The 23,867-nt window shown below is 41.0% G+C and carries 18 protein-coding genes; 15 read left to right on the forward strand and 3 right to left on the reverse strand.

Going from position 1 to position 23,867, the window contains the following annotated elements; translation table 11 throughout:
* Positions 1–41: 41 nt before the first annotated feature.
* Positions 42–1,367 carry a GntP family permease gene (locus AAHB12_RS02290; RefSeq protein WP_129728426.1) on the forward strand — a complete coding sequence of 442 codons (1,326 nt, stop codon included), beginning with the start codon at positions 42–44 and terminating at the stop codon, positions 1,365–1,367.
* Between the two features lie 77 nt (positions 1,368–1,444).
* A complete protein-coding gene (locus tag AAHB12_RS02295) occupies positions 1,445–2,257 on the forward strand; it encodes a BtpA/SgcQ family protein (RefSeq protein WP_342044176.1) in 813 nt (270 codons plus the stop codon).
* Between the two features lie 217 nt (positions 2,258–2,474).
* Here the strand turns inward: AAHB12_RS02295 and AAHB12_RS02300 are convergent, their stop codons facing one another.
* The gene (locus tag AAHB12_RS02300; RefSeq protein ID WP_129728424.1) at positions 2,475–3,026 is read right to left on the reverse strand and encodes a DUF420 domain-containing protein; all 552 of its coding nucleotides are present in this window, start codon (positions 3,024–3,026) and stop codon (positions 2,475–2,477) included.
* Between the two features lie 970 nt (positions 3,027–3,996).
* Here AAHB12_RS02300 and AAHB12_RS02305 point away from each other — a divergent pair.
* The 3 genes from AAHB12_RS02305 (at position 3,997) to iolE (ending at position 7,742) form a co-directional block, all read left to right on the forward strand.
* A complete protein-coding gene (locus tag AAHB12_RS02305; RefSeq protein WP_342044177.1) occupies positions 3,997–5,334 on the forward strand; it encodes a sugar porter family MFS transporter in 1,338 nt (445 codons plus the stop codon).
* A 319-nt stretch (positions 5,335–5,653) separates the two neighbouring features.
* Positions 5,654–6,676, forward strand: coding sequence for an inositol 2-dehydrogenase (gene iolG / locus AAHB12_RS02310; RefSeq protein WP_129728422.1), 1,023 nt, complete (start codon positions 5,654–5,656; stop codon positions 6,674–6,676).
* Between the two features lie 172 nt (positions 6,677–6,848).
* The gene (gene iolE, locus AAHB12_RS02315) at positions 6,849–7,742 is read left to right on the forward strand and encodes a myo-inosose-2 dehydratase (RefSeq protein WP_342044178.1); all 894 of its coding nucleotides are present in this window, start codon (positions 6,849–6,851) and stop codon (positions 7,740–7,742) included.
* 155 nt (positions 7,743–7,897) lie between these two features.
* Here the strand turns inward: iolE and AAHB12_RS02320 are convergent, their stop codons facing one another.
* A complete protein-coding gene (locus AAHB12_RS02320) occupies positions 7,898–9,157 on the reverse strand; it encodes an S-adenosylmethionine decarboxylase related protein (protein ID WP_129728420.1) in 1,260 nt (419 codons plus the stop codon).
* A 254-nt stretch (positions 9,158–9,411) separates the two neighbouring features.
* Positions 9,412–11,448 (reverse strand): molybdopterin-containing oxidoreductase family protein, encoded by a 2,037-nt coding sequence (locus AAHB12_RS02325; protein ID WP_446715503.1) that lies wholly within the window; start codon positions 11,446–11,448, stop codon positions 9,412–9,414.
* 215 nt (positions 11,449–11,663) lie between these two features.
* On the opposite strand from AAHB12_RS02325, the gene AAHB12_RS02330 reads away from it, so the two are divergent.
* The 10 genes from AAHB12_RS02330 (at position 11,664) to AAHB12_RS02375 (ending at position 23,482) form a co-directional block, all read left to right on the forward strand.
* On the forward strand, positions 11,664–12,653 hold the full coding sequence (locus AAHB12_RS02330; RefSeq protein ID WP_342044180.1) for an HlyD family efflux transporter periplasmic adaptor subunit: 990 nt from the start codon (positions 11,664–11,666) through the stop codon (positions 12,651–12,653).
* 1 nt (position 12,654) lies between these two features.
* Complete coding sequence (locus tag AAHB12_RS02335) at positions 12,655–13,413, forward strand: ATP-binding cassette domain-containing protein (protein WP_129728502.1); 759 nt, start codon at positions 12,655–12,657, stop codon at positions 13,411–13,413.
* Entirely contained in the window at positions 13,361–14,530 is a 1,170-nt protein-coding gene (locus AAHB12_RS02340) for an ABC transporter permease (protein ID WP_246040251.1), read from the forward strand. Before AAHB12_RS02335 ends, AAHB12_RS02340 begins: the two co-directional genes overlap by 53 nt.
* A 226-nt stretch (positions 14,531–14,756) precedes the next feature.
* Entirely contained in the window at positions 14,757–15,545 is a 789-nt protein-coding gene (locus AAHB12_RS02345; RefSeq protein ID WP_342044181.1) for a hypothetical protein, read from the forward strand.
* A 315-nt stretch (positions 15,546–15,860) separates the two neighbouring features.
* Complete coding sequence (locus AAHB12_RS02350; RefSeq protein WP_342044182.1) at positions 15,861–16,535, forward strand: response regulator transcription factor; 675 nt, start codon at positions 15,861–15,863, stop codon at positions 16,533–16,535.
* On the forward strand, positions 16,525–17,913 hold the full coding sequence (locus AAHB12_RS02355) for a sensor histidine kinase (RefSeq protein WP_342044183.1): 1,389 nt from the start codon (positions 16,525–16,527) through the stop codon (positions 17,911–17,913). Before AAHB12_RS02350 ends, AAHB12_RS02355 begins: the two co-directional genes overlap by 11 nt.
* A gap of 391 nt (positions 17,914–18,304) precedes the next feature.
* Positions 18,305–19,057: a DeoR/GlpR family DNA-binding transcription regulator gene (locus AAHB12_RS02360; RefSeq protein WP_129728414.1), complete on the forward strand. Its 753-nt coding sequence runs from the start codon at positions 18,305–18,307 to the stop codon at positions 19,055–19,057.
* The gene (gene pfkB / locus AAHB12_RS02365; RefSeq protein WP_342044184.1) at positions 19,054–19,965 is read left to right on the forward strand and encodes a 1-phosphofructokinase; all 912 of its coding nucleotides are present in this window, start codon (positions 19,054–19,056) and stop codon (positions 19,963–19,965) included. The genes AAHB12_RS02360 and pfkB overlap by 4 nt, the downstream gene beginning before the upstream one ends.
* 12 nt (positions 19,966–19,977) lie before the next feature.
* Entirely contained in the window at positions 19,978–21,852 is a 1,875-nt protein-coding gene (locus tag AAHB12_RS02370; RefSeq protein WP_129728412.1) for a PTS fructose transporter subunit IIABC, read from the forward strand.
* A gap of 370 nt (positions 21,853–22,222) precedes the next feature.
* The gene (locus AAHB12_RS02375; RefSeq protein ID WP_342044185.1) at positions 22,223–23,482 is read left to right on the forward strand and encodes an MFS transporter; all 1,260 of its coding nucleotides are present in this window, start codon (positions 22,223–22,225) and stop codon (positions 23,480–23,482) included.
* Positions 23,483–23,867: the final 385 nt, after the last annotated feature.

Below are 23,867 nucleotides of genomic sequence, written 5' to 3' on the forward strand. Positions count from 1 at the left end.
GTTTGAAAACGCTTACTATCCAAAGGGAAGGGGAATGGAGTATGGATATATACCTATTAATGATTACTTTGTTAGCAATTGTGATTGTTATCTTAGGAGTAGCTTGGTGGAAATGGCATGCGTTTATTAGTTTAACCGTTGCGAGTTTGTTCTTAGCGATTATGTCTGGGTTATCAATGGATAAAATCGCTGTTGCCTATGAAACAGGGGTTGGAAATGTTTTAGGACATTTAGTTGGAATCTTGGCGCTAGGTACAATTTTAGGAAAGCTGATGTCAGATTCAGGTGCCGGCATGCAAGTGGCAGAATTTTTTATTCGCGTCTTTGGGATAAAGAAATTGCCTTGGGCAATGCTGATCGCAGGGTTTATTATTGGAATTCCGGTATTTTTCGACGTAGGGATTGTAATTTTATTACCTCTAGTAATCTCAATTCATAAAACAACGAAACAAAACATTTTATTAATCGCATTACCTGTAATTGCCGGATTATCCATTGTACATGGTCTTGTACCGCCGCATCCGGGGGCGATGACCGCGATAGGTATTTATAATGCCAATATAGGAAAAGTCCTTATTTACTCTCTCATCATTTCGCTGCCTGCAGCCATCATCGCGGGACCGTTATTTGCGAAGTTCGTGCATAAACGCGTGATTCCTAAAGGGGAACCGCAGTTGATCCGTGTGAGCACGGCATCACAAAAATTGCCTGGCACAGGAATTTCATTTTTCATTATCTTATTACCTGTCTTATTAATGATAGTATCTGTTCTTACACCTTATATGTCACTGCCTGGTGTATTGCCGAAATTTTTTGTATTCATTGGTAGCCCTGTAATTGCGCTTCTTATCGCTTGCTTTGCGGCATTCTATTTCCTTGGTATCCGTCAAGGCATGGATAAAAATGTGATCAAGAAGTTAACGGAAGAATGTCTATTGCCGGTTAGTTCGATTATTTTAATTATTGGCGCCGGTGGTGGATTCAAACAGATTCTTATCGAAAGCGGTGTGGGCACGTCTATTGCGCAAATGTCTGAGCATTTATCCTTATCCCCACTTGTTTTAGCGTTCATGGTAGCCGGATTGATTCGAATCGCGACGGGCTCAGCGACGGTCGCATTAACAACAGCTGCTGGTATTGTCGCACCGATTGTACAGCACATGTCAGGTGTGAACCTGGAATTGCTCGTTATCGCGACAGGTGCAGGGTCGCTTATGTTTTCACACGTGAACGATGCTGGATTTTGGATGGTAAAAGAATACTTGGGATTAACCGTAAAAGAAACATTTAAAACATGGACGGTGCTCGAAACATTGCTTTCATTTATCGCATTTGGAACTGCTTTGCTGTTTAGTATGTTCGTGTAAAGACAAAGCTCCTTCTGCGTAGATACAAAATGAATTTATTTAAATAGATATATAAAATAATATTAGGAGGGATAAATATGACTTGGTTAAAAGATGTGATTGGAACTGAAAAGGCGATTATTGCAATGTGTCATTTATTGCCGCTGCCGGGAGATCCTTATTTTAACAAGGAAAAGAGTATGGATTATGTTGTAGACATGGCAAGAAAAGATCTGCAGGCTCTGCAAGAGGGAGGCGTGGATGCAGTTATGTTTTCAAATGAGTTTAGTTTGCCATATTTAACAGATGTGAAAACGGAAACTGTTGCTGCGATGGCTCGTATTATTGGGGAGTTAATGTCGGATATTAAAGTACCATTTGGTGTGAATGTATTATGGGATGCAAAAAAATCACTGGATTTGGCCGCCGCTACAGGGGCGAAGTTTGTGAGGGAAATTTTCACAGGTGTATATGCAAGTGACTTTGGAATATGGGATACAAATGTAGGTGAAACCATTAGACATCAGTACAGCATTGGTGCAGAAAATGTAAAGCTGTTATTTAACATCGTACCAGAAGCTGCTAAATATTTGGCTGATCGGGATATCGAAAGCATTGCTAAGTCAACAGTTTTTAACAACAAACCAGATGCTTTATGTGTATCAGGCTTGACAGCAGGAGCTCAAACCGATGCACAGCTATTAAGACGTGTGAAAGAAGTAGTGCCCGAAACGGTTGTGTTAGCAAACACAGGTGTAAGACTAAGTAATCTTGAAGAGCAATTGTCCATTGCTGATGGGGCAGTCGTTGGAACTACTTTTAAACAAGATGGGAAATTTGAGAATCATGTGGATGTTAGACGAGTGAAAGAATTTATGGATAAAGTAAAGGCTTTTCGCAATAAGCTTTAAGCCTTGTATCTTATGACCCAAGGGGTGCTGTAAGGTTAACTTTACCATTACATTCTTATCCAAAAAGACGGCTAACTATAGGAGATGTTAACAAGCTCTTTGAGTTGGCACTAACCGAGCAAGAATGCAGAAAAAAGAAAAGACATAGAAAAGAGGGGGAAGTGCAGAGCACTTCCCCCTTTTGTCAACATTCCCATACGTAAGCACTGTCTTAACATTAATAATAGGGAGAAATTAAAAGGTATACAAGTACACCGGTGGAGCTAACATACAACCAAATCGGCATGCTCCAGCGTACGATTTTTCGATGCTTGTCAAGTTGGTTTGTCCAGCCCCAAATAAGGGAGAAAAGCGCAAGCGGAACGATAATAGCTGCCAAAACGCTATGTGTAATTAGAATAAAGAAATAGAAGTAACGCATAAATCCCTCTCCGCCGTAATGAGTTGTTTCAACTGATAAGTAATGATACGTCAAATAGGAAACAGCGAACAAAATGGTTGTTGTAAAGGCGGCTAACACAAAGCGTTTATGAAGTGTTATATTCCGTTTTTTAATGGCGTACAAGGCTACAAGTAAAAAAATGAATGTAAAGCTGTTAAAAATAGCATTTAAGCGCGGGAAAATCTTAATGTCAAAGGTTACTTTTCCCTGGTATCCAAGGGGTGAGAAGAATAGCAATAGAATTAATGCGTTTACGACAATTGATAGGGTAACAACAATAGCTGTGTAATTCTTGCTAGTTGTCGGGCGATTGTTTGTGCTGTTCATGAGCAATAGTCTCCTTCGCTATATTTGTCTTTATCTAGAATACACACAAGTTATTCGAACCTCAAGCCAGAGGAGCAAAACGAGCATCTATCGTTTTCATTATACAAGATTGATTTTGCAAAAGTGAAATCGGATATTCCTTTTATATGAACAACTTGTGAACATTCAGAATTTGAACGGTGCAGTCTGTATAATGTTTTCAAAAATAAGGAAAATAAGGATATATTATTACTGAATAACGGAGGCATTCTTATGGATATAATGAGGATTTTTCAATATATATGTAGCGGTCTTGCGGTAGCTTGTCTGTTGTTTACATACTATCATATGCTAAAAAAGGATAGGAAAGATGAAGAGGGGGCTTGAGGGATAATATTCATAAAGAATAGCATTGTATGTAGAAAAATAATTGGCTGTTAAATCAGCATAAAAGTAGAGCTTGGGTTTTTCCTAAGCTTATTTTAGTTTTACTTTAAGAAACTACTATGAAATATCTAAAATGAATAAAAAGGAAAGTCCTTTCTTTTATTTCTGTTGAAGTATAGCGATGAATAAAATAATTCAGTGAAATTATAAAGGATTACGAATGATCAGATCTATAAAAAACATAGGTTTATAAGATTTTTATTTATATTTATGGAATTTTTTAAAAAATATTGACAATGGGTACTTTTAAAGATAAACTCACATTAAGGAAAGTTCTTTCCTTTAGAAAACGGATACAATTTAAGTTGAATATTGTTAATCGTACTTTAACAATGATTTAATTGTTTAATTTGTTGATGTTAAAGGATTTTAAGCAAATATAGGTTTAGTATTAATCTTTTATTTGGGAAAGTTCTTTCTTTTATATTAAAGCGTGGGCAGATAGAAGGGGTGAGTGATGGAAAAAGTGAAAGCGTTATAAAACACGGTCTTATAAGAATGCAATGATAGGGTGGAAAATAAATATTCGGCAAGGGGTTCCATTATGAAATCAAAAAAAGTCTATATTAATGTAATCTATTTTTTTGGAGCTTTAGGTGGATTGCTTTTCGGCTATGATACAGGGGTAATTTCGGGTGCTTTAATTTTCATAAAGGAAGATTTGGGGCTAACTCCTTTCATGGAAGGGTTAGTAGTAAGTGGAGTGCTGATAGGGGCATTAGCAGGGGCTGCATTTGGCGGGACCTTGGCAGATCGTATTGGCAGAAAGAAATTGATTATTTGGTTAGGCGCACTGTTTTCCATTGGCGCAATTGGAACAGGACTTTCGCCGAATGTAGGGAGCTTGGTGCTATTTAGAATCGTATTAGGTGTTGCTGTGGGTGGAGCATCCGCAATTGTTCCATTATATTTATCTGAAATGGCTCCTGCTGCAATTCGTGGCAGGGTAGCTTCTCTAAATACATTAATGAACGCATTAGGAATTCTGATGGCTTATGTGATTAATTATGTGTTCTCTTCATCTGGCCGTTGGGATTGGATGTTACTGTTAGCTGTTGTTCCATCTCTTCTTCTAATGATTGGGATGTTATTTATGCCAGAAAGTCCTCGTTGGCTATTACAAAACGAAAGAGAAGAAGAAGCACGCAGAGTACTGCTCTTAACAAGAGATTCTGCTGAAATAGATTTGGAAATAAAAAGTATAAAAGCATTAAAGACAGAAGAAAAAGCACCATTATCCGAGCTGTTTTCTCCACTCATGCGTCCGATTCTGTTGGTTGGAGTAGGTGTAGCAATCTTTCAGCAAGTGATAGGAACAAACACAATTATTTATTATACACCTACTATTTTGATAGATTCGGGTATTGGAGCATCCAGTGCAATCGCTGGAACAATTGGGATAGGTATAATTAATGTACTGTTCACCATAATTGGAACTGTATTAATAGATAGATTAGGTCGCAAAATGTTGATGCTTATTGGAAATATCGGAATGTCTTTGGCGTTAGGAGTATTGGGAGTCAGTACATTATTTTTTCAGGCTCCGAGTTGGTTGCTATTAGGTTGTTTATGCTTATTTATGGTAGCGTATTCAGCGAGCTGGGGAATGGTTGCATGGGTTGTCCTTGCTGAAATATTCCCATTAAAAATAAGGGGAACTGCTATTGGATTTGCAAGTACATGCTTGTGGTTAGCTAATATTGCTGTATCGCTGTCCTTCCCAGTGTTATTGGAGAGTTTAGGATCTAGTGTATTGTTCCTCTTTTATGCGGTAATTGGTATAGCAGCATTTCTCTTTGTCCTTAAATTTGTCCCGGAAACAAAAGGGAAGTCATTAGAGGAAATTGAGGCAGAGATAACAGCAAAAAAATCAATTGCATGATAATACTATTTCGAGAGTAAAGTTTTTCTATAAACTGGACGGTTGTGACTGCGAAGGGTGACTTATGGTAGAAGTAGCAAATACGTAAATTACCAATAGGTATTTTGGAAACGCTTTAAGACTTGGACGGTTTATAAAGAAACTTATTCATATATAAGTTGAGGTAATGAAATGACGAATCATGAATGGGGAGGAGGTAAAGTGAGGAGTTCCTGTTGAAGAAAATTGCAAAATATAGTAATAGCTTAGGGATTACGAGCTTTTGTAGGAGAATAGTAGATTTCAAGAACATATTTAAAAATCGAAAAGGGGTAAGAGTATGAACACAGTTACATTAGGAATTATTGGCGCAGGACGTATTGGAAGATTACATGTAGATAACCTTTTAACAATTCCACAAGTGAAAATTAAAGCGGTATCAGATGTGGTGGTAGATCACTTACAGGCATGGGCTGCTAGCAAAGGAATTTCTGTTCTCACAACAAATTACCAGGATTTATTGGCAGATCCTGAAATCGATGCAGTATTTATTTGCTCTCCAACAAGCACACATGCACAAATTATTCAAGAGGCAGCACGTGCGAAGAAGCATATCTTCTGCGAAAAGCCGGTTAGCTTCTCTGCAGAGCAAACAATCGAAGCGCTGCGTGTAGTAGCAGAAGAGGACGTGCAGCTGCAGGTTGGCTTTAACCGCCGCTTTGATCCAAACTTTAAAAAGGTACGTGATCTTGTGCAGCAAGGAGAAGTGGGGCAGCCTCATATTTTGAAAATCACATCTAGAGATCCGCAGCCACCAAGCGTTGATTATATTCTGACTTCAGGCGGCCTGTTCATGGACATGATGATTCATGATTTTGATATGGCACGTTATGTAATGAATAGTGAAGTAGTAGAGGTATCTGCCCAAGGCACGGTTTTAGTTGATCCTGCGATTGGTGAAGCTGGAGATATTGATACTGCCATTGTTACCTTGAAATTTGCAAACGGTTCACTAGGTGTGATTGATAATAGCCGCCAAGCTGTTTACGGCTATGATCAGCGTGTAGAGGTGTTTGGTGAAAAGGGAGTAGCAGTAGCTGACAACTGCCGCCCAACAACGGTGGAAGTATCAACAGTAGATGGCACTGTTAAAGACAAGCCGTTGTACTTCTTCCTTGAGCGTTATACACAAGCATATATCGCAGAAGTTACACAATTTGCAAAGACGATCCTAGCAGGTGAAAAGGTGCTTTGCACTGGTAATGATGGCTTGCAGGCAGAGCGAATTGCAAAGGCTGCAAGGGAATCTTTCCTAACGGGACGTCCTGTTAAAATTGAGCATGAAATAGTAATCAGCCAGTAAACAAATTTGATAGTGCCGCTTTTGAGAAAATGAGTTAATTGCCCAAAACAATAACGCATGGCGGCATGCAGGGATTATGGAAGTGCTGAAGAGCGAAAGTATCCAAGCTGCTCATGCGTATAAAGAAAGCAACAAACAAAAAGCGAGACGCTGCTAGGGAGAGGAAATGGATATGTTTAAAGAAAATACAATCAAACTAGGAATCGCTCCAATTGCGTGGACAAATGATGATCTTCCAGAGCTTGGCGGCGAGAATACATTTGAGCAATGCGTAAGTGAAATGGCGCTAGCAGGATTTACTGGCAGCGAAGTAGGAAATAAGTATCCACGTGATACAGAGATATTGAAACAGGCGTTATCACTTCGGGGATTGCAAATCGCAAGCGCTTGGTTCAGTGCATTTTTGACAACAAAACCTCTAGAGGAAACGGTAGAGGCATTCATCGAGCACCGTGATTTCTTACATGCGATGGGTGCGAAGGTTATTGTTGTATCGGAGCAAGGCAAAAGCGTGCAAGGTCAAGCGGTGCCTGTTTACAAAGCAAAGCCTGTATTTACAGAAGAAGAGTGGAAGCTGTTGGTAGATGGCTTGCATCGCCTTGGTGAGCTGGCTGCAGAGAAGGATATGGATATTGTATTCCACCACCATATGGGAACAGGGATTCAAACAACAGAAGAAATTGATAAGCTGATGGAGCTAACAGATCCAAAGCTTGTTTCCTTGTTGTTTGATACAGGACATCTCGTATTCTCAGGAGAGAATCCAATTCATGTATTGAAAAAACACCTTCCTCGCATTAAGCACGTTCATTTAAAAGACATCCGCCCAGAAGTGGTGGCTCGTGTGAAGGAAGAGGATTTAAGCTTTTTGCAGGCAGTAAAGGCAGGGGCTTTCACTGTTCCAGGCGACGGTGGTATCGAGTTTGCGGAAGTGTTTACAACACTTGCAGCTTCTGCTTATAAAGGCTGGTTTGTTGTTGAGGCTGAACAGGATCCAGCATTAGCAAATCCTCTTGCATATGCGTTAAAGGCTCGCCGCTATATTAGCGAAAAAACAGGATTGTAATCACAGTACTCACGTTGTTGAGAAATGAAGTAGTCCATAAAAATCCCGAAATTAGGATTTTTATGGACTATCTTTCTTACAGTGAAATAAAAGAAACGCGGCTAAAGCTTGCGCACGTTCTTTTAGGTACTAAAATTTAAATTGTTAAGGCGAGCTTATGGCTCCATTCTTTTCATACGATCAAATAACAGCCCGTCCGTGCTTGGGTTTTCCCCAAGGACAAAATCCTTCATGTAATAGGAGACGTACTGACCGTAACGGGAAGAAGTGTGACGAAGCAGCTCATCTACAGCGTAACAGCCGGTTGGTAATGAATCGAGCATTAATGAGGAGATTGCTCCGTAAACACCGCATGCAACTTGAAAGTACGTGGCGTTTGTGTGATAGCGCTCATATATCGCACTGCTGTTAAGCATATTGTACATAAAACGTTCTTTATCATTGTATACGAGCAAAACACCGACGAGATCAGCACCGGCTAATTCGTTCTGGTCCGGCAGAAGCATTTTACGCGGGTAGCTCCATAGGGCGTCAGTGTTTCTTAGATTGCTCCGAACAATATTCGTTGTATGGTCATTTATTCTATAAAGAAAGCCAACCTCTCCATTGAACCATTGACCTAAGCTAATCACCTCTTCATGCGGCATCAGGCAGCCATGAAATTGAATATTTCCTAACGTCACTTTAAATTCTTGAGCATATACATCGTCATGCAGCATAACGGGAATCTGCTGTTTCATAAAGAGCGGGTAATTGAGGACTGCTTCATCAAGGAATCCTTCAGGAGACCATGTTGTGTAAATCGTATGTTCCTGAACTAGGTTTGTATCTTTATAAAAGGTTGTATCTTGTTCCACGATGTAGCAGGCGAGGGGAGTTTCTTCAGGAGATTGCTCCATGAGATGAACTGCCATCCATTGTACAACTCCAGGGTTCATGCCAGAGCCAATAATGCTTGTTGTGTTTTGGAAGGCTTCCTTTTTTTCTATAAAACTACGGTAGCGTTCTAGGAGTCCAAATCGTGCAGTTGCCTCATTTTCATCTGCAGATTCTAAAGCAGTGCTAATATAGTGAGCTCCGAACTCATCACAGCAAGATAGCATTTGAACGGTATCGGCTCTGGATGCGTCTATTACAATGGCTGGCCCAGTGATTTGCAGATGCTTGCGGAATACAGCTAAATCAGATAAATCAATCTCGTGCAGAATGAGCTTGTCCGAGAGTGTGCTGCAAAAGCCTTCGTAATATGCTCTTGGTTTTTGTTTGATATCAATCAAATGAATCTTGCAATGTTTGATATAAGAATGAATTGGATCCTGTTCATCTTGTGCGGCCTGATTTAAAAGGGAGAGGATTGCTTTTGCAGCCCCGCCGCCGCTTCCAAGCAATGAAAGTGTAAGTTGAGATTGTGTCATTGTTGTTTCACCTCCTATTTTCTATATATATATTCGATAGAAGAGAAAGTGCTTGTTCGTTTATACTAACTCTACTTTTAAAATTTTTAAGAAGGTATTTTCAGCTAAGAAGCAATTCGAGGAACTAGCTTTATAAAAATAAGAAGCCCGCATCCAAAAGGGGCTGTGTACCTTTTGAATGCAGGCTTAAAATGTCATGTACATGCTAAAGAAATCTAGCAGTTCTACCAATAGAGTTATCACCCGTTTTGAAACTATGCTTTTTCCACCTCTACTGTCCCAGAGAAGAACGTAGCCCCATTGGCAATATCAGAAAGTGCATCAGGTGTTAGAGTGTTGACAGAAATATAGCCGAGCTCTTCATCCTCCCACCAAAGACCTTGTGTGACAGCTACTCCTGGCAGAACTGCTTGGCCAACACTTGCAAAGAGCCTGCAGGAGCCGCGGTCGTTCCATATCTTTACGATGTCTCCGTTTTGGATGCCGCGTGATTGTGCATCTTCTACATTTAAGTAGACAACAGGCCGTCCTTCCAGCTTTTGCAGCTTCGGCAGGTTTGCCAAACTCGTATTTAAAAATTGATGATTTGGTCCCGGCACGAAGCGAAGCGGATATTTGGAATCCTGTAATGGAACGTGAGCAGGGAGAGGGGAAAGACCTTGCTGCTCTAACGATTCTGAAAATAATTCAATTTTTCCGGATGGGGTTGGCGGATTTTGATAAGCTGGCGCGATCTGGTTTGTTTGGGCACGCAGCCATTTATTTTGACGCAAACCTTCGTACGTAATGCCAAGCAAATGCGGGTTGCGTGGATTGTCCAGCGCCTGACGAATCATATCCTCCTCCGAGTCTTGAAAGCAGGCTTCTTCAAAGTCCATAAGTGCTGCTAACTCTTTAAATAGTGTAAAGTTTGATTTTGCCTCACCCTGCGGCTGTAACACAGGTTCATTTAACATAATGTATAAATGCCAGTAGGATGAATATAAATCGAGATTTTCAAACGAGCTCGTCGCCGGTAATACAAGATCAGCATATTTGGCTGTATCCGTCATAAAGAGCTCATGTACAACGGTGAATAAATCATCACGCAGCAAGCCGTTCCGGACCTTTGTTTGCTCGGGCGCAACCTGTGCGGGATTACAATTATAGATGAACAGCGCCTTCACAGGGGGGTCGGCTATCTCTAAAAGTGCACGGCCTAGCTGATTCATATTGATTATGCGAGGTGCTGGCTGGGGCATTAAATCCGGCCGCTCTAGCAGAAAGCTGTTAAAGGAGCTGAATGAACTATTCCCCTTTACTGCACCGCCGCCTAGATGAGCCCACTGTCCTGTTAAAGCAGGAAGGCAGGAAATTGCACGAACAATCATTCCGCCGTTATCGTGATGCTGCAATCCATTACCAATCCGGATGAAAGATGGTGTCGTTGTTCCGTATAGACGGGCGAGCTTTTTTATATCCTCTACGCTAACGCCAGTCAGAGCACTTACCTTTTCTGGTGTATAGTCCCGAGCTTGTTCACGGAGCTGTTCAAATCCGACTGTGTAGGCATCAATGAAGGCCTTGTCTAATAGATTTTCTTCTATTAAGATGTGCATGATGCCGAGCGCCAGTGCTGCATCTGTTCCTGGCAGAATTGGAATAAACCAATCTCCCCATTTAGCAGTTCGATTTTCGTGCACATCAATCACAACAATTTTTGCGCCGTTTTTTCGTGCCTCAGTTAGGAACATGGCTTGATGCATATTTGTGCTGAGCAAGTTGCAGCCCCAAATGATGATAAGCTTGCTGTGAACCGTATCTTCTGGGTCAACCCCTGCGCTTTTTCCCATTGTATACACATACCCTGTAGACCCGGCGGCATTGCAAATACTCCGTTCTAGCTGACTCGCACCAAGACGGTGAAAGAACCGGCGATCCATTCCTTCTGTATTAATGACTCCCATATTGCCGTAGAAGCTGTATGGCAATATTGCTTCTGCTCCATATTCATCGATAATGGCAGTGAATTTTTCTTTTATTTCTGCGTACGCTTCTTCCCAGGAAATTCGTTTGAATGTCCCTTCTCCTTTTACTCCAACCCGTTTTAATGGATATAACAAGCGGTCAGGATGGTGAATCTTGTCCGGTGTATGGCGCACTTTATGGCAAATCACACCCTTTGTAACAGGATGCTCAGGATTTCCTGTAACTTTCACTATTTTTTCATCAATCTTTTCTACAATAAGACTGCACGTATCGGGACAGTCAAGAGAACAGACAGATACGAGCCGTTCTATGTTACTCAATATTTCTCCTCCTCAGCAGCAATGTGTAACAACATTATAAAGCAGAGTGGAAGGAAACGAAATATTTTAGATGTACATGAGAAAGGTACTTTTAGGAAATAGCAAGAAGCGCGTTTCCAAAAGGTTTGAAGCAGGAGGGTGAATGGAAAGGCAGCAAATATGTGAGCAAGGCAATAACAATAAAACAAAAAAGTGAAGGACAGAAGGGAGAAGGGATTTTGAAAAAGTGGATTGTTATTATCATTCTATTAGTTGGTGCAGTCGGAGGTGGTACGTGGTACTTCTTAAAGGGAAGTTCAACACCGGTACAAGCTGTACAAGCGTCAACAGCAACTGTACAAAAAGGAAAAATGGAGGTGCATGTAAGCGGCTCTGGTTCGCTTGAATCTGTAACAAACGCAGACATTACAGCAGCGACAAGTGATACAGTTGATGAAGTGCTTGTATCTGCAGGAGATGTAGTAGCTGCGGGACAAGAGCTTGTCACATTTACAGGTGATACAGATCCAATTACAGCTCCAGCAGCAGGTACGATTACCGCTATAAATGTGGCAGCCGGCGACAAAGTACAAGAAGGAAAAGTTGTAGCACATATTACAAATTATAATGATTTACAGGTCGTAGTTGGTGTAGATGAGCTTGATATTTCTAAGGTTGCAGTTGGACAAACAGCAACAGTAGCCGTAAGTGCATTTGAGGATACAGACTATACAGGAACAGTAACAGCAGTAGCGAATGAAGGAACAGCTTCTAATGGTGTATCAACATTTGATGTAACCGTGCATCTAGACAAATCTGACAATTTGAAAATCGGTATGACAGCAGAAGCGAGCATTTTAACACAAAGCAAAGACGGCGTATTATACGTACCAATTGAAGCAGTACGCACACGAGGAGATCAAAAATTTGTTTTAACGGGCGAAGCATCAACGACAGCTTCTGAATCATCTGGTAATACAAATGCACAAGCAGCTGCTTCTCAAAAAACAGTGCAAACAGGTATTAGCAATGACACATATGTGGAGATTACAGAAGGCTTAACAGAAGGTGAAACCGTGCAATTGCCTGCAGTTAAATCATCTTCTTCAACAAATGCGCAGCAAGGCCAAGGTATGATGATGGGCGGCTTTGGAGGTAACGGTAATATGGGTAGCGGCATGGGAGGATTTAACAGACAACAAGGCACAAACGGGGGGGGAACGAGATAACGTGACACAGCCTATTATTAGAATCGAAAAAATGATCAAAAAGTATGAGCTAGGTGGGGAGATCGTGATGGCGCTAAATGAAGCGTCACTCACGGTTCAAAAGGGTGATTTCGTATCGATCATGGGTCCGTCCGGTTCAGGAAAATCAACATTTATGAATATGATTGGCTGCCTAGACCGACCTGACTCAGGACATTATTTTCTTGACGGAGAAGAGGTTGAGAAAATGAATGATAGTCAACTGGCCGAGGTACGAAACAACAAAATTGGCTTTATCTTTCAAAACTTCAACCTGTTAACAAAACTTACAGCGTTTGAAAATGTCGAGCTACCGCTTTTATATCGCGGTGTTTCAACGAAGGAAAGACAAAATATAATTTATGAGTGTTTAGATAAGGTTGGCTTGCGTGATCGTGCACATCATTTACCAACACAATTATCAGGAGGACAGCAGCAGCGTGTGGCAATTGCCCGCGCGCTTGCTGGCAATCCGCCGATTTTGCTTGCCGATGAGCCGACTGGTGCATTAGATAGCAAAACGAGCAAGGAAATTATGAAGGTTATGCAGGATTTAAATGAACAAGGCCACACGATTGTATTAATTACGCATGACCCCGAGGTTGCGCTGCAGGCAAAGCGCAGAGTTCGTATCCAAGATGGACAGCTATTTGAAGAAAAGCGGCTAGCAGAGGTTGGAGGTGAGTTACTTGGGTTTGACACAATCTATCAAAATGGCAATGCGCAGTATCAAGAGCAATAAGCTGCGCGCCTTTCTTACAATGCTCGGTATTATTATTGGTGTTTCTTCTGTAATTGTACTCGTTGCGATTGGGCAGGGATCGAGTAAATCAGTAACAGATCAAATTAATAGTCTTGGAACAAATTTACTTACTGTCAATATTATTAGCACAGATGAGGTCAAGCTCAAGTTAGATGATGTAGATCAGTTTGCGGGGCTAAACGGTGTTTCAGCTGCTGCCCCAGCTGTATCAGGGCGTGTAACAGTGAAAAATGGGAAAACATCTACACAAGTGTCGTTAACAGGAACAACGGAGGCGTATCAAACGATTCGCGATCTGACAGTGAGCCAAGGACGCTTTGTAACAGATATGGATGTGGAGTACAGACAGAAAATTGTTGTACTTGGGGCAACGACAGCACAAACGCTGTTCGGGGCTTCTGAACCAGTCGGGCAGTCAATCAAGGTAAATGGAACATCCTACAAGGTTGTCGGTGTTCTTGAGTCAAAAGGCAGCTCGCTTGGCCAATCGGGAGACTCTACGATTATCATGCCGATTAGCACGGCGCAGCGTGTGACTCAAAGTACATCGATTCAAACAGTATATATACAAGCAACGGATGCAGACACACTTACATTCGCTCAAATGCAAACAAATCGATTATTAGCGAATCTGTTTCCTGATAAATCTGACAGCTACAGTGTAGTGAATCAACAGGATGTTATGAATACGATGAGCTCCGTATCAGGCACAATGACGCTGCTGCTCGGAGGGATTGCAAGTATCTCCTTGTTAGTAGGCGGTATTGGCATTATGAACATTATGCTCGTATCCGTTTCTGAGAGAACGAAGGAAATTGGGATTCGAAAAGCAATTGGTGCGAAGCGAAAGCACATTTTGCTGCAGTTTTTAATTGAAGCAGTTGTATTAAGCGCAATGGGAGGCTTAATCGGAGTAGGATTAGGACTTCTCATTACAAAGATTCTCGCTGCTGCCGCAAGCATGACAGTTGTTTACTCTACAAATGTAATGCTGCTAGCCTTTTTATTCTCTCTTGTTGTGGGAGTTATTTTTGGAGTATTCCCAGCGAATAAAGCATCGAAGCTGCATCCAATTCAAGCGCTTCGACATGGATAACTAAGAAAAACGAAGTATTTGCCGGTGCATTACTTCGTTTTCTTGCTTTTGCTAGACAACGATTTTTTACACTGTAGGAAAGGATAAATGTCTAGCTAGAAGCGAATTCGACGTAGTCGGAAATGTTAGGAATACAGGATAAGGGCAACTATGCCTCTGTCTTCGCCGGATGGCGGGGGTTAGATAAACAGGGATAGAACATGATTAGAAAAGGAGATCGATGAATATGAAAGGATTGCTGCTTGCTATAAGTACAGCTCTTACACTTGGAAGTGCTGGTGGGAATGTCAGTTTGACTGAGCAGAAAGAAGATACACGGGCTGTTGAAATGGACATGGAGGATACCCATACTGTAGATGAAGATGCAGTAAAGGAAGAAGCAGCAAAACTTGGAATTAGCACGGAGGGAAAGGATGCTCTTATTTTAGAGAAGGAGATTCAGGATAAGGAACTGCGAACAGAAGCGGAAAGTCTTGGTATTGAAACTGATGGGAAAGGAACAGGGGAGCTGTCTGAGGAAATTTATACAAAGCAGCTGAAGCAGGAAGCAGAAGCGATAGGAATTTCTACAGAAGGAAAAACCGTTTCTACGTTAACACAAGAATTAGCGGAGAAAAGAATGATACAGGAAGTATTCGGGGTTGCTGCCGCAGATAGTGATGCCAGTGCTGACGCTAAGGAGTTGTATCGTACGAGGATAATGAACGAGGCTAAGTCATTAGGAATTGAGACAGCTAATAAAGAATTAGAGACCATCGCACAGGAAGTGTCTGAAGCAAAAATGATTGCGCAGGCACAAGAACTTGGTGTTTCAATGTATGGAAAAGGACTGTTTCAGCTCTTCAATGAGGTACAAGAAACGAAAATAAAGAGCGTAGCCAAGCAACTAGGTATTTACAAAGAGGGAAGCAGTACGGAGGAACTTGCAAAGGCGATTAAAGAGCAGTTTCCTGATCAAGCAAAAAATGTAGAGTTTGTACCGTGGCTTCTGGATGGAAATGTGTATGTGCAATGAAAGGAGCAGATACGCCCGTTACTCTCACGTTAAGAAAGGATAAGGTCCAGTTAGAGGCGAATTCCACGTAGTCAAAAATTTTGGGAATACATTGTAAGCATAACTTACGTCTCTGTCTTCGCCCAAGAGCAGAGCTCGCTAATCAGCGAGTTTTCTTTAACGTAAAGTGATTAGATCGCTATTCCTCCAACTCTAAGGATACTCTTCTCCTCTTTTTAGACAATTCTGTATAAGCATAACAGGTCTTTCACCTTTTTTTCATTAAAACTTGTTAGTATAATGAAAGAATGTACGTCTAAAAAGGAGAGATTTTGGATGAATATACTTTTGGCAGAAGATGATGTGCGTCTTGGTGAACTTGTTGTTCATATGTTAAAGAAAAAAGGCGGCTATCAAGTAGATTGGGTGCAAGAGGGCGGAGATGCTTATGATTACGCGAAATCTTCTCATTATGATATATTGATTTTAGATTGGATGATGCCGGGCGGAGATGGTACAGATGTATGTCGTCGCTTACGTAAAGACGGTTATTCAGGGGCTATTTTAATGCTCACGGCAAAGGATACGGTGGAGGATCGTGTAGAGGGGTTGGATGCCGGTGCTGACGATTATTTAGTAAAGCCATTTGAACTTGCTGAGCTGTTGGCACGACTTCGAGCGTTAATGCGTAGAGCGTATGTGCCGATTGTAGGCGACTGTGTTTCTCTTGGTTCGTTTGAGTTGGATCGAACAAACCGTGTGATTCGTCAGAGAGAAGAAGAAATCTTGCTTAGCCCTCGTGAATTTGGTTTGCTTGATTTGCTAGTGCAGAATAAAGGACAAGTATTGCCTCGTGAACTCATTTTAGATCGTGTATGGGGATATGATGCGGATGTATCATTGAAGATTGTGGATGCTACCGTGAAATTGCTGAGAAAAAAGCTTGATGTGTTTGGACAACAGGATGTAATTCAAAGCATCCGCGGGGTGGGGTACAAAATTGAAGATTAAAAGCTATTTTCAAAAGTTTCTTTCGGGAAAGGATGTATTCTCCCAAACCCAAAATCGCCTCACACTGCTATACAGCGGGGTTCTAGTGCTGTTTCTCGTTCTATTCATTGCGGTGGTGTACGCACTATTATATAACATCATATTCACACAGCAAGAAAGGCAAATGAAAGAACTGGCCAAAAGAGAGATTAATGTTATTCAAGATGAATTTATTCAAAAGAAGAAAGCTTCAAGACCTGGTTCAGTTGATGAGAATGTGATTATTTCGAATGACAGCCTGTTGTTTTATTATGTAGTAGGCAAAAATGATGAAGTTTTGGTCGGAGATGAGTCGATACGTTGGATGCAGTCCAATTTGCTGGAAACCTTGCGAAACTGGGAGCCGTCCAAAGAAGAGGTTCGCTATACAGATGTAAAGGTAAACCTTCCGGAAGTAGGAAAAGAACGACATATCGAATTTGAGAAAAATCGTACGATGCACATTATGATGGTAGGGCGTCCTGTCTATTATGAAAATGAAGTTGTAGGAAGGCTTTATATTGGAAAAGATGTATCGGTGCAACAAAAAATATTCCAGTGGGTCATCTTTGTTCTTGGAGGAATTGGTCTTTTATTTTTTATCGTTGCTTTAGCTATTAGTCATTTTTTATCAAAACGAACGATGATTCCAATTGCGAATGCTTTCGCAAGGCAAAGGGAGTTTGTGGCGGATGCTTCGCATGAGTTGCGCACGCCTTTAAGTGTTTTGTTATCATCTATTGATACATTGGAGATGGAGGAGACAATTGAAGAAGATCCGTTTTCCCGTAATGTTTTAGGAAATATGAAGGATGAAGTAAAACGAATGGCCAACCTAATTGGTGATTTGCTTACATTGGCGCGATCGGATTCAGGTACGCTAGAAGTACGTCGGGATTCGCTGGAGTTTCGTACACATGCCGACACGATTGTTAAATCATTAGAGCCGATTGCTGCTGCTAAAAATATCAATCTTCAATTTCATGCGTTTTCTGATATCCATCTATATGCAGACTTGGAAAAATTGAAGCAGCTGCTTTACATTTTGTTGGATAACGCGATTAAATACACGCCAAATAATGGTTTGGTACAATTAAGCTTATCTACGGAAGGAACGGAGCAAAATAAAATGTTTATTATGCAGGTTCGGGATACAGGAGTAGGGATTCCGCCAGAGGATTGTGACAAGGTATTTGATCGCTTTTATCGAGTCGATAAATCGCGCGCAAGGCAAATGGGCGGACACGGACTCGGATTATCCATTGCAAAATGGATTGTGGATGCCCATCAAGGAACAATTCATGTAACAAGCAAGTTAAACGAAGGAAGTACATTTATCGTTCGAATCCCTGTGAAGTAAACGGAGCTCGATAGTTACGATACAACAATATGGTAGGACATAAACTCTCCAACAATTCAGTTGGAGAGTTTTTACATTTTTATAAGGTGTAAATTTCCAGACGGGAGAAAATTCAGCGAAGCAGGAAATTTTAGAGGGAAAGTGTAAGTGCAACTTACGCCGCTGCCTTCGCCCAAGAGTAGGACTTGCCAATCGGCGAGTTTTCTTTAATAAAACATCTGGGAAATGGTTATTTATGATTATTTTTGCTCTCGTTTGACATTTTTAGATAAAATTCGATATTTTCTTTAAAAAAAATTGGTTGTTTTTGAACGTTTATGATTGATTTTGATTTATTTATAGTGTATGATGAAAGCGTAAACAATAAATGGTTTACTTAGGGGGTGAGAACGTGCTGACAGCAGAAAGACATCGTATCATCCTCGATTTGTTGGAGAAGCAAGAAGTTGTTAAGCTGCAGGAGTTTGTAGATGTGACTTCTTCATCTGAATCGACAATTCGAAGGGATTTAAGTCAGCTTGAAAGCCAAAGGAAGCTCAAACGCGTTCATGGTGGCGCTGCACTGCTTCAGCAGAAAAGGGAAGAACCTAGTGTGTCTGAGAAATCGACAAAGAATTTGCAAGAAAAATTAGAGATTGCTAAGCATGCAGCGAGTTTAATTCGAGATGGTGATTGCATCTTTTTAGATGCAGGTACAACAACCTTGCAAATGATTCCTTATATAGAAGCCAAAGATGTGGTTGTCGTTACAAATGGTATCACCCATCTGGAGGCGTTGCTGGAGAATAGCATTCCTACCTATTTGACGGGCGGCTTTGTCAAACAAAGAACACGCGCGTTAGTAGGACGAGGTGCTGTGATGGGGATGGAACAGTACAGCTTTGATAAAAGCTTTATTGGTGTAAATGGCATTCATCTTACTTATGGTTATACAACACCAGACCCTGAAGAGGCATTCGTAAAGCGTTTGGCTATTCAGCTTTCACAGCAGGCTTATATGTTGGCTGATCATACGAAATGGAACGAAAGCACATTCTCCAAAATTGCGGATTTGCATGAAGCAGCTATCATCACAAGTGAATGTGATGAAGAACTGTGGAAACTATATAAAGAGAAAACATTTATAGAGGTTGTGAAAAAATGATTTATACATGTACACTAAATCCTTCCATAGACTACATTGTCGAACTGGATTCTATCCAGTTAGGAGATTTAAACCGTGCAAAACGTACAGAGCAATATCCAGGAGGCAAAGGGATTAACGTTTCAAGGGTATTGAAGCGCTTAGGGGTTGAAAATACAGCTCTTGGATTTATCGGCGGATTTACTGGCGAATTCATTCGCGAAGAATTAAGTAAAGAACTAGTAAATCATGATTTTGTAAAAGCAAATGGAACTACACGTATTAATGTGAAACTAAAGTCCGGAGATGAGACAGAAATTAATGGACAAGGTCCAACTATTGAAATAGAACAGATTAATGAATTATTGCAGAAAGTGGAAGCTATGAACGAGGGAGATATCTTCGTATTAGCGGGAAGTCTTCCATCTTCTGTTCCGGCAGATTTCTACAAAACATTAGCGGCAGCAGCAAGAGCGCGTGGAGTAAAGATTGTAGCGGACACGAGTGGGCCAGCTTTGCAGGAAATCATTGAAGAAAAGCTGTTTCTTATAAAGCCTAATCATCATGAGCTAGGAGAACTGTTTGAAACTACGATCACAAGTAAGGAAGAGTCGATTGCATATGCAAAAAGACTTGTGGAATCAGGTATCCAGAATGTGATTGTATCCATGGCGGGAGCAGGTGCACTTTTAATTACAAATCATAAAATTTTATACGCAAATGCGCCAAAAGGAACAGTCAAGAACTCGGTAGGAGCCGGAGATTCTACGATCGGTGGATTTTTAGCAGCATACACAAAAGGAAAGGCTTTGGAGGAATGCTTCCGATATGGTGTGGCAAGCGGCAGCGCTACAGCTTTCTCAAGCGACTTATGCACAAAAGAAGAGGTAGAAAAACTATTACCGGAAATCACGATTACTCAAGTATAAAGGGGGATTCACATGAAGATTACAGAGCTTTTAACGAGCAGCACAGTAATTTTGAATCTGCAGGCGAAAACGAAAGCAGCAGCAATCGATGAGCTTGTAAATAAGCTGAATGAAGCTGGAAAATTAACAGATAAAGCAAAATTTAAGGAAGCGATCTTGGCGCGTGAAGCACAAAGCACAACAGGTATTGGTGAAGGAATTGCAATTCCTCATGCAAAAACAAGTGCAGTAAAAGTACCAGCAATCGCATTCGGACGTTCTAAGGAAGGCGTTGATTACGAGGCATTAGATGGCCAACCAAGCCACTTGTTCTTCATGATTGCTGCGCCAGAAGGGGCAAACAACGCACACTTAGAAACATTATCGCGTTTATCCTCTATGCTGATGAACCCTGCATTCCGCAGCAAAATTGAGAACGCTGCAACAATAAATGATGTATTAGCAGCAATTGACGAGCAAGAGAGCGAAGCAGCAGAGGAAGAAACAGTTTCTTCTGGTTCTGGCCAAAAGGTATTAGCTGTAACAGCTTGCCCAACAGGAATTGCACACACATATATGGCTGCTGATGCTTTAAAAGCAAAAGCAAAAGAAATGGGCATTGATCTTAAAGTTGAAACAAATGGTTCCAGCGGTGTGAAAAACGCACTAACAGCACAGGAAATTCAGGAAGCAACTGCTATTATCGTAGCTGCTGATAAACAAGTTGAAATGAACCGCTTCGATGGTAAGCACGTTATTCAAGTTCCGGTTGCACAAGGTATCCGTAAGCCGCAAGAGCTGCTTGATCGTGCGGTGAAGCAGGATGCTCCTATTTATAAAAGCAGTGGCTCTAATCAAGGCGGCGGCGCAGCGAAAACTGAGCGTGCAGGCTTCTATAAGCATTTAATGAGCGGTGTATCCAGCATGCTTCCGTTTGTTGTGGGCGGCGGTATCTTAATCGCAATTAGTTTCATGTTTGGTATTAAAGCATTTGATCCAAAAGACCCTGCGTTCCATCCATTTGCAAAATTATTAATGGATATCGGTGGCGGCAGCGGTGCATTTGGTCTTTTAGTTCCAGTTTTAGCAGGATTTATTGCAATGAGTATTGCCGATCGTCCTGGTTTTGCTCCTGGTATGGTTGGTGGGGTATTAGCTGCAAGCGGCGGCGCAGGCTTCTTAGGTGGTTTGATTGCAGGTTTCTTAGCAGGTTACGTAGTAGTTCTATTGAAAAAAGTATTCAGCAGTTTACCGCAATCATTAGAAGGTATTAAACCAGTATTATTATATCCATTATTTGGTATTTTTATCACTGGCGCAATTATGCTTTATGTTATTATCGGCCCAGTAAAAGCTTTAAATACAGGCTTAACAGATTGGTTAAATGGTCTTGGAACTGGAAACTTAGTATTACTTGGCATTATTCTTGGCGGTATGATGGCAATTGATATGGGTGGCCCAATCAACAAAGCAGCTTATACATTCGGTATTGCAGCAATCGCGGCAGGAAACTTTGCTCCGCATGCAGCAATCATGGCTGGTGGTATGGTTCCTCCATTAGGACTTGCAATTGCAACAACATTCTTCAAAAACAAATTTACAAAAGCAGAGCGCGAAGCAGGAAAAACTAACTATGTTATGGGTCTATCTTTTATTACGGAAGGTGCAATTCCATTTGCAGCAGCTGACCCAGGTCGTGTAATTCCAGCTGCTGTCATTGGTTCTGCAGTTGCAGGTGCATTGACAATGATGTTCCATATCGGTCTTCCTGCACCACACGGCGGTGTTTTCGTTATCCCAGTTGTAAAAGGAAACCCATTCTTATACTTGTTAGCAATCTTAGTCGGTTCTATTGTAACAGCATTAATCGTTGGCTTCTGGAAGAAACCAGTACAAGAACAGGCATAGTAAAAGGAAGAAGCATACACATTTACGTGTATGCTTTTTTTATACTTTAAGAGGGTATAAATTTCCAGCTGTAGGATCATTCGACGTAGTGAGAAATTTTAGGAATAAAGTATAAGTGCAACTCCGTAGCTATCTTCGCCAATTGGCGAATTGTCTTTACCTTATATATACAAAGGATTGAGACGGGTAAAAATGCAATAGGAGGGGTAGCTTAATTATGTGAGGGATGCTTCACATCATTATATATTGTGATCAGAACTGTAGGGATTTTTAGGGGGAATCCGGAACAAGCTATTCAAGGATATCTTGCTTTCCCCCTGGTAATAAGCAGTGTATTTCGTTTTGTACATTATAAAGGCTGGAGAATGTTATGCAGAAAAAACAAAAATATTGTCTATGGGCACTTTCATCTGTACCTCTTGTCATGACTTTAGGGAATTCGATGCTTATTCCTGTTCTTCCGGTCATTGAAAGAAAGCTCGATATTACTGCGTTTCAGGTTTCAATGATTATTACGGTGTACTCCATCTTTGCTATTTTTCTTATCCCTGTAGCAGGTTATTTATCTGACCGATGGGGGAGAAAGAAAGTGATTATCCCTAGTTTGATTCTAGCTGGAATTGGGGGAGTGATCACTGGCTGGGCTTCATGGAAACTTGAGAACCCTTACTGGTGGATTTTGGCGGGACGCGTTGTACAGGGAATTGGTTCGGCTGGTGCTATGCCAGTTGTCATGCCGTGCGTTGGTGACATATTTAAGGATGAAAAAGACGTGAGCTGCGGACTAGGGATGATTGAAACATCCAATACCTTTGGGAAGGTATTAAGTCCAATTCTAGGATCTATACTTGCAGCCGTAGTTTGGTTTCTCCCGTTTTGGTTTATTCCAATCCTATGTGCAGCTGCTATTCTGCTTATTGCGTTTCTCGTTAAACCGCCTAAACAAGAGCCAAAGAAGGTACCTGTTAAAGAATTTGTCCACACTGTGATGGAAACAATTCGTCAAAAGGAAAGATGGCTGCTCGCAATTTTCATACTAGGTGCGATTATTATGTTTGTCTTATTTGGCGTTCAATTTTACCTGTCTACATTGTTAGAGGAAAAATATAGTGTTGATGGCATTTGGAAAGGTGTTGTTCTTGCTATTCCGCTCACAGCACTATCGTTATGTTCCTATATTACAGGGAAGAAAATTGGTGACCAAAAGAAGACAATGAAGCGGTGTACACTTATTGGATTTGCAATGCTGGGAGGAGCATTTGTAATTCCTTTGTTTTTCCATAGTATTTATATGCTGGTAGCTACACTCGTAATAGCGGGAATTGGAATTGGGCTTTCTTTACCAAGCTTAGATGCCATGATCACAGAAGGAATTGAAAAGGAGGAGCGCGGGACGGTTACTTCCTTATACAGCTCAATGAGATTTGTTGGAGTCGCAGCTGGACCTCCGATTTATGCTTTCCTGATGAAGGGCTCGGATTCTAAAATTTTCTATGTGTCCGGTTTACTCGGATTAGCTGGGGCAGCTTTAGTGATGCTCTTTATCAAACCAAACGAAAATAAATCGAAGGAAGGGAAGGCTGGTAGTGTACGCCCTTCACCTGCTAAAATAAAAAGGCATCCGGTATAAATATTCCTCCTATTCATTCAAGAGAGGGTTGGAAGAATGGCACTGCTCTAAAGAAGAGAGCAGTGTTTTTAAACTTTAAGAAAGTATAGATTTCCATCTAGAAGCGAATTCGACGTAGTCGGAAATTTTACAAGCTAAAAGATAGTCACACAATATTCACAAAAAATAAAAGGATGCAATCGAAAACGTTGCTTCTGCACCGAATAAAAAATTAAAAAAGGCAATGTAGCTGAATCTATTTACGTTAAATAATTCTCTGCGTAAAGAGAGATGCTTTGGATAGAAAAGTTTTCTGGTTATAACTGGTTTTTGTTCACAAAAATTTAAAAAATGTGGTATATTTATTAATAGAGTTAACAAAAATGTGAAGGATGCATTGAGGTCA

The organism is Bacillus sp. OTU530, from assembly GCF_038440375.1.